This window comes from Clostridium sp. DSM 17811, from assembly GCF_018861905.1.
Lineage (GTDB): Bacteria > Bacillota > Clostridia > Clostridiales > Clostridiaceae > Clostridium_AD > Clostridium_AD frigoriphilum.
Genome location: NZ_JAHLDU010000060.1, coordinates 1 through 7212, shown reverse-complemented (window position 1 = coordinate 7212; position 7212 = coordinate 1). Strand labels below are relative to the sequence as shown.

Annotated in this window: 11 protein-coding genes; all 11 read left to right on the top strand. The window is 30.5% G+C overall.

What is annotated here, in order from left to right; genetic code table 11:
* Positions 1–875 (top strand): hypothetical protein (locus KPL44_RS24745; RefSeq protein ID WP_216256029.1); only part of this gene is annotated, 875 nt, incomplete at its 5' end.
* A gap of 54 nt (positions 876–929) precedes the next feature.
* Positions 930–1442 (top strand): hypothetical protein, encoded by a 513-nt coding sequence (locus KPL44_RS24740; RefSeq protein WP_216256028.1) that lies wholly within the window; start codon positions 930–932, stop codon positions 1440–1442.
* A gap of 9 nt (positions 1443–1451) precedes the next feature.
* Positions 1452–1655: a hypothetical protein gene (locus KPL44_RS24735; protein ID WP_216256026.1), complete on the top strand. Its 204-nt coding sequence runs from the start codon at positions 1452–1454 to the stop codon at positions 1653–1655.
* A 178-nt stretch (positions 1656–1833) separates the two neighbouring features.
* Positions 1834–2013 carry a hypothetical protein gene (locus tag KPL44_RS24730; RefSeq protein WP_216256024.1) on the top strand — a complete coding sequence of 60 codons (180 nt, stop codon included), beginning with the start codon at positions 1834–1836 and terminating at the stop codon, positions 2011–2013.
* Positions 2014–2082: 69 nt separating this feature from the next.
* Entirely contained in the window at positions 2083–3249 is a 1167-nt protein-coding gene (locus KPL44_RS24725) for a hypothetical protein (RefSeq protein WP_216256022.1), read from the top strand.
* A 9-nt stretch (positions 3250–3258) separates the two neighbouring features.
* Positions 3259–3696: a hypothetical protein gene (locus tag KPL44_RS24720; RefSeq protein WP_216256020.1), complete on the top strand. Its 438-nt coding sequence runs from the start codon at positions 3259–3261 to the stop codon at positions 3694–3696.
* A gap of 813 nt (positions 3697–4509) precedes the next feature.
* Positions 4510–4719 carry an Imm74 family immunity protein gene (locus tag KPL44_RS24715; RefSeq protein WP_216256017.1) on the top strand — a complete coding sequence of 70 codons (210 nt, stop codon included), beginning with the start codon at positions 4510–4512 and terminating at the stop codon, positions 4717–4719.
* Between the two features lie 127 nt (positions 4720–4846).
* Positions 4847–5176, top strand: a complete 330-nt coding sequence (locus KPL44_RS24710) for a hypothetical protein (protein WP_216256015.1) — start codon at positions 4847–4849, stop codon at positions 5174–5176.
* Positions 5177–5203: 27 nt separating this feature from the next.
* Positions 5204–6067 (top strand): hypothetical protein, encoded by an 864-nt coding sequence (locus KPL44_RS24705; protein WP_216256013.1) that lies wholly within the window; start codon positions 5204–5206, stop codon positions 6065–6067.
* Between the two features lie 13 nt (positions 6068–6080).
* Positions 6081–6560 carry a hypothetical protein gene (locus KPL44_RS24700; protein ID WP_253201939.1) on the top strand — a complete coding sequence of 160 codons (480 nt, stop codon included), beginning with the start codon at positions 6081–6083 and terminating at the stop codon, positions 6558–6560.
* Between the two features lie 434 nt (positions 6561–6994).
* Positions 6995–7212 (top strand): hypothetical protein (locus tag KPL44_RS24695; protein WP_216256011.1); only part of this gene is annotated, 218 nt, incomplete at its 3' end.

Sequence of the window (7212 nt, the reverse complement as noted above, 5' to 3'; positions counted from 1 at the left end):
AAGCAGGAAAACTTTATTTTAAATACACAAATACTTGGGAGAGTACTGTTGAGGAGGTTAAAGATTTTGGAATAACCGGAATAGATTTAGGAAAAGGATTGGTAAATTTAGGCGCTGATGTATTAAAAAGTGGATATGGGCTTGTAAAAGGTGCTGTAGTATTCGTGGGTGCAGGCATGGCAATGAAATCTATGATGGAAACAGGAGATGCGCCTGATTGTTTAAAGAATTGTATTACTAAAACCGAAGGGTACGGTAAAACAGTATCTGAAGTATTAAAAGACCCAATAATAATTGCGGAAGGAATGGCACAAAGTGCATCAGATACTGTGGAGGAAAAAGGAATAGCATATTCAACTTCATATGTGCTTGGAGGAGTGCTTTTAACTAAAGGACTTGGTAAAGCAAACTCTGTATTTAAGGCGAGAAAAGCGGCAGATGTAGAGAAAGTTGCTACAAAAGTAGATAAGGCGGCAAGTAATACTGCTACTGTTAAATATTATAGGGTTCAAGGTGGAACGCCACCTAATGCAAGTAGAAGTAGGATTAGTATAGGTGATGAAGGTAAAATAAGTATACCAAATAAAACATCTGATTTAAATATAAGTACTGGAGATTTAGAACATGCACACCATTTTAAAAATCTTAGAGGCGAGGGTGCCGGAATAGTAGAATTTGAGGTGCCAAATTGGTTTGATGACTTTTTAAAGGAAAGTGCGATACCTCAGAAGGGATATAAGAATAATCCATTAAATCAAGGAAAAACAGTACCTAAAATTGTAGACCCTTCAACGCCTGGAACTTCATATGAATTTCCAGCTCCTTGGGTTGAATGGATTGAGGAATATGGGACTAATGGAAAAATAACAAAATAGATATAATAATATTTACACTAACTATGTTATTTATTATTAAGCTTGGAGGAGTATATGAAATACAAACCAGAATATGCTGAAAATATAATTGTAGGAGTAAATTTTAATAGTGAATTTAACTGGTACGTCACAGATAAAGAATTGTGGATATTAGATCAAGTAAAATGGATTAACGATTACAATGATAATGGAATACATTGTGAGGTATTAGAAGATTTTTCAGAACGATTTGATATGCCAATTGTTAGTGAAGAAAATGCGAATATATTTTTAAAATATATTGAGGACTATAAAACAAATTATGGTGAATTAATGGTTTTAGTTAAGAATAAAGATATTGAAGAAACAATATTAGAACTTTCACCTTCATTATTCGTTGATTTTGATAAAAAGAGACTATATTCTTGCTATCCAGAACCACTTAGATTTGAAAAATATATACCAAAAGGATGGGTTGGTAAGATTGAGGATTTTAGCCGATATATACCTTGTAGCAAGGTTTACTGGATAATAGATGGAGTAGATGTCATAAAACAAGTGTATAATAAAGAAGTAGAAAATTTTTAGGAGGGTCAAATGAGTGAAAATTATTTAACAATTCAAAGTGAAAAATTTCAAAAAGATGAAAATAGTGAACCAGTAGAAGGATTAACAATTATTATTGATGGTAAAGTTAAACAAGTATTTGATAAAATAAAATTAGAAAAAGGATATAATAGTTACTCTGAAATATTAAGAGATGCTATTTTTAATGGTATAAATACAATTATAAAAAAATAAAAATTTTAAACACCTAATTAGAATAGATTAGGTGTTTTTTTAACTTTATAACATCATTAAGTAAACTATAAAAATATATATGACAAAAGATAGCTTCCTAAGAGAATAAGGATTATGAATACAGTAATAAAGTAGGTAAGCTTTATTTTCTAATAGAGAAAACATTGACTCTATTTTTATGCAGAAACATTGCGAAAAACGTGCATATTGTAAAAGATACATAAATGAAATGCAAGGTATCATAAGACCTGTTAGTTCATCTAATATGATGCAAGTAGATAGAAATGATATATGGTGGAATATGGAGTCTATATTTAGGGCTTGTGATGAAGTAGGAATTCTTAAAATAAATGTTTGATCGTGTATTAGTCTACCAAACTTATTTCAAAGTGCTGAAGACAAAGCAAGTGCACAAAAAAATAGTAGAATGATGGAAGACATAGGCGATGACATAAAATATTGTTATAATAGATTGAACGACAACAAAGATGATTTGAAAAATATATATGACAAAAAAATAGTGCCTTATGAGAATAAGGATGATGAATATAGCAATAAAGCAGGAAAGCTTTATTTTAAATACACAAATACATGGGAGAGCATTGTTGATGATGGTAAAGATTTTGGAATAACCGGAATAAATTTTGGGAAAGGATTATTTAATTTAGGAGCGGATGTATTAAAGGGTGGATATGGCCTAGCAAAAGGTGCTGTAGTAATTGCTGGTGCAGGTGTAGGTGTTGCAATGAAATCAATGATGGAAACAGGCGATGCACCTGATTGTTTAAAGACATGTATTACTAAAACCGAGGGGTACGGTAAAACAGTATCTGAAGTATTAAAAGACCCAATAATAATTGCGGAAGGAATGGCACAGAGTGCATCAGATACTGTGGAAGAAAAAGGTATTGCATATTCTACTTCATATGTGGTTGGAGGATTGCTTTTAACTAAAGGACTTAATAAGGCTAGCTCGGTTTCTAAGGTTTGGAAAGCTGTAGATGTAAGTAGAATTGATTATTTAAGAGAGAAATATGGTAAGCTTAGTCCAGCAAAATTACACAGCGAGATAAACAGAAAAGAGTTAAGAAGAATAGTAGGTAATGAAAATCCTTCAAAGGTTGCACAAAGTTGGCAAGGTGGTGACCCGTACTTTGGTGTAGATATATATAGGGATATTAAATTAAAACCAGGAAAAATAATTTATGCCGGAGTGCCTAGACCAACGGGATATTTAACAACTAAGTTAGGAATAGATAGGGTTGGAAATGATGCTACAAAAGTTTTTAAGGGGTTACAGGTAAAACCTTTTTACAAAGATGTAATGGATATGGCGGAATATAGAAATTCAATGATGGCATATGAACCAACAATTGATGTAAATTGGGCTTTTGGAATTACAAAGGCGAATCCTCAATTTGGGGATGGAAAATTGCCACAAATATTTATACAAAATTTTAATGAATTAGTCGATAATGGATATTTTAAAAAGATTCCAGAAAAGGCTATAAAATTACAAAATTACAAAATGCCTCTCGATGATTATGATAAAATTATAGAAAAAATAATTGAAATGGGCGGAAAGGAATATTAGGTGAATGTTATGAATAGGTTGGAGTCAAAAATCAAGATAGATGATAGAGATATAGATAATACAACCACTAAATCTGAATTTATATCTTTATTTCAAAATGAATTAAGAAAATATAATGATAAGAGTAAAATATTTAGATTTAAAAGTCCCTTGAAAATTGAAGGATTCAATAGCTGGATCTTGGTAGCTTTTAATAATTTAGAAAAAATAAATTTTATACAAATAAATGATGCAAACCCAGAACTAGTTAATAGCTATGAAAATTGGTCTAATTATAAAGCAAAACTAATAAAAGAGAGTCAAAATAATTTTATGAAATCTATACTAGGGGAGCCTGATAATATAAGGCCTGGAGCTATAGAATATCTATTTAATTGGGCAAATATTACTTCGTATGAGGACCCGAGAAGTGGAGATTCTGCAATTAGTATAAGATTTATTTATTAGCAACTAATAAACTGATTCACTACGTTCATCCATTTATTGGAATGGGGTCGCATCAACAACCTAGTAGCAAGCTAAACCAAGGTTTCGCAAGAATCCGTAGGGGGTGTGGACTATTAGTGAACGACCTACGCGTAAGATAGGCAAAGATGAAACATGTGATGCGAATTTAGAGAAGAAGTTAGGGTGAAAAGTCGAGATATTTGAAAAGAATATAAATAAAAAAACTTGGCGCAAGCCTGTGGGAGAGAACTACTAAAATTTATAGAGATATAATTTTCAGTAGTTTTTTGTATTAAAAGATAAGGAACTGACAAATAAGTTGCTTATAAAATGGCATATTTATGTGATATGAAGAGACAGAGAATTTATAATATGGCAAGTAAGTATTATTATAATACAAGCTTTTATATGAAATGGAAAAAAAGAGTAATTTAGATACTTATAAAAATGCAGAGGGACCAACACCAGAGTCTATGTTAGAAAAATAGGGTTCATGGGAAGGTGAAAATTCAAGTGAGCCAAGAATAATTTAATGATTTATATACAATATTTGATAGGTTCATAAATGAAATGCAAGATATCATAAGACTGGTTAGTTCATCTAAAGTGATGCTGAAATTGTGAAGAGAGATAAAAAACACATTTTAATATATGATGCAGGAGAAATATGTTAAAATGTGGAATAAATAGGAATTACAGAAGAAGAGGTTGAATTAGTTAAAAAGAGTTCTACGGATGCTTATAATATTATAATCAAATATCAAAATAAAGCTATGGTTGGTGATAAGTAAATATATGAAGATAACAGGAACAATGTCATATATAAAGGTTGAAATTGATGAAAAGGTAGTGAAAATTGAAGGAGAAATGATAGTAGGAAGATTTGTTGCTTTAAAAAACACGATAAGAAATTGGGAACCACCACATAATAATGAAGTAATTGATGATAAAATGAAAGATGAAATAATAGACAAAGTTATTAACAAAACTAAAAATTCTCATTTAGTAATAACATTTGAATAAATCGATGTTTAATTAATATGTTTGCACTTACTGAAAATATTACTGAAGAAATTTTATAGACATTGAAGGAAGTATTTATAAGATAGATATGATTATTTATATTTAAGAGAAGAAGGAGGAGTTTGTTATGGTGAAAAATAGTGCAAGGGAATTTATTGAAACAGCAAAAAAGTATTTTGATAATAGGGTACAAGGATTTTCATTATATGCTGTTACTGACGAACCATACAAAATGTTTAGTTTAAAGTTCCATGCATATGAATTTTATGTAGTTATACTTAATTATGATAGAGGACACTTCGGATGTTGTATTTCTTTTGGAACTGATGCTATTGCTTTAGAGAATAATAAAGAGTGGGATGATAACGTCGAGTTACTTGATTTTTGGGCTGATATTGATGAACAGTTGAAGTTGAGAATACCTGATAAGTATTTAATAGCAAATGGTTGGAAATAGCAAATGGTTGGAAATAGAATACTATGATTGACATCGAATTATCAAATAGTTGCAGGTGCAGGCATAGGCGTTGCAATGAAATCAATGATGGAAACAGGAGATGCGCCTGATTGTTTAAAGACATGTATTACTGAAACCAAAGGTTACGGTAAAACAGTGTCATCAGTATTAAAAGACCCAGTTATACTCGCAGAAGGAATGGCACAGAGTGCATCAGATACTGTAGAGGAAAAAGGAATAGCATATTCTACTTCATATGTGCTTGGGGGAGTGCTTTTAACTAAAGGACTTAATAAAGTTAGCTCGGTATCTAAGGCTGGGGAAGTTGTAGATGTAGAGAAGAACGTATTGAAGGTAGATAAGGGAGTAAGTGATACTGATATAATAAAGAGTGTTGGGTTAGATAAAGTTAAGATGGATGAAATAGTATCTATGTCTAAAGGTAGTAGACCACAACCATCAACTTATCTCAGCAATGACTATATGCAGCTGCATTTAAAGCAATTTGAAAATGGTGGTTCTTTCGTAATGACTAAGCAACAATATATGAGATTTGTTGAAGGAAATCCTTATATAGGTTGTCCAGATAATACTCAATTTATAGCTCCTAAAGATTTTATGGATAAGATAGATAATACAGCAAAAGGAGATATATCTGTATACGAAAAGAAGTTGGGATTTGATGATGGACATTTTTCATCACAAGGAGGATTAGTTAGATTCGATATAAAAAATCCTAATGATATTAATCTTAGAATACCATCAGGTAATGAATTGGGAGCTAATGAACATTGGATTCCGGGTGGTTATACAGATGGAGGAACAGCTGAGGCAATAACAGATAGCATACCTAATAATATAGATTCTGTAGATATTAAATTTTTTAAATAAGGAGCTATGAAAAATGGAAATTAAAATGAAGACAATAAATGCAATAAATAATAATGAATTAGTTAATTTGTTAGAGGGAAGTGGCTCATATACGATTGAATTGCATCAATTCGTAAGTGCACATGTTCCAACTGACGTTGGAAGTGTTTTAACCAAAGGAATATATTTAGTATATAAAGAAAATCCAGAAGTTAAAATAGATAAATTATTAGAAGAAACATTGTTAACAATGATGAATGGAGAGATATTTGATATATATTGTGCTCTATCGACTATTTATAGCCAATTAATAGAAGAATCATTTGATGCATCGCCATTTAAAATTGATAGAGATAAAATACTTAGTAAGCTCAGAAGTTCATTAAAAAATAATGAGGCCGATTTAAAGAAGTATTTTGAATGGGAAGGGATGGGAAGACCACAAGGACTGTGGACTGAGGTATTAAGAATAAATATGCTTTGTGAAAAACATTGGAATATATCAATTTTATAAATGATTAAAATTTAAATTATATTTATTACATTTATCATTAAATTAACTCCATAATAAATAGAATCAAAAGGAGATATTAAAACATATATTGAGTTAGAGAATTTCCGAAGAGTGGGAACGAGAAGTGATCATAGAGAGTGATGATAGCCAAAAATTTAATATATGATGTAAATTTATGATGTAAATTTATGAAAAACATACCATTGATACCAATTGTGATTACTTAAGAAGTGGTAAGGATAGAAACAAAGCAAGATTATCGACAACCATAGAAAAGAACTACTATGATATATATAGGACTATATATTATAGTAGTTTATGTTATTAAGGGATATTTTAAGATATATAATATACCAATTTAAAGGATATTACAAAGTAAAGATAAATTTACAATTTATTACTCAAATTGTAATCATCGCTACCTTAATACCAAATTGGAGGCTGAAAACCAAGGAGAAGCAATAGAAGCATTAAAGGAAAATTATTCTGAGCTGGAAGGTGACTTAGAAGGGTGCCAGGAAGAGCTTAATGATTTGTATATAATATTTGATGGGTACATAAGTGAAATGCAAGATATCATAAGACCAGTTAATTCATCTAGTATGATGCAGGTAGATAGAAATGATATATGGTGGAATATGGAGTCTATATT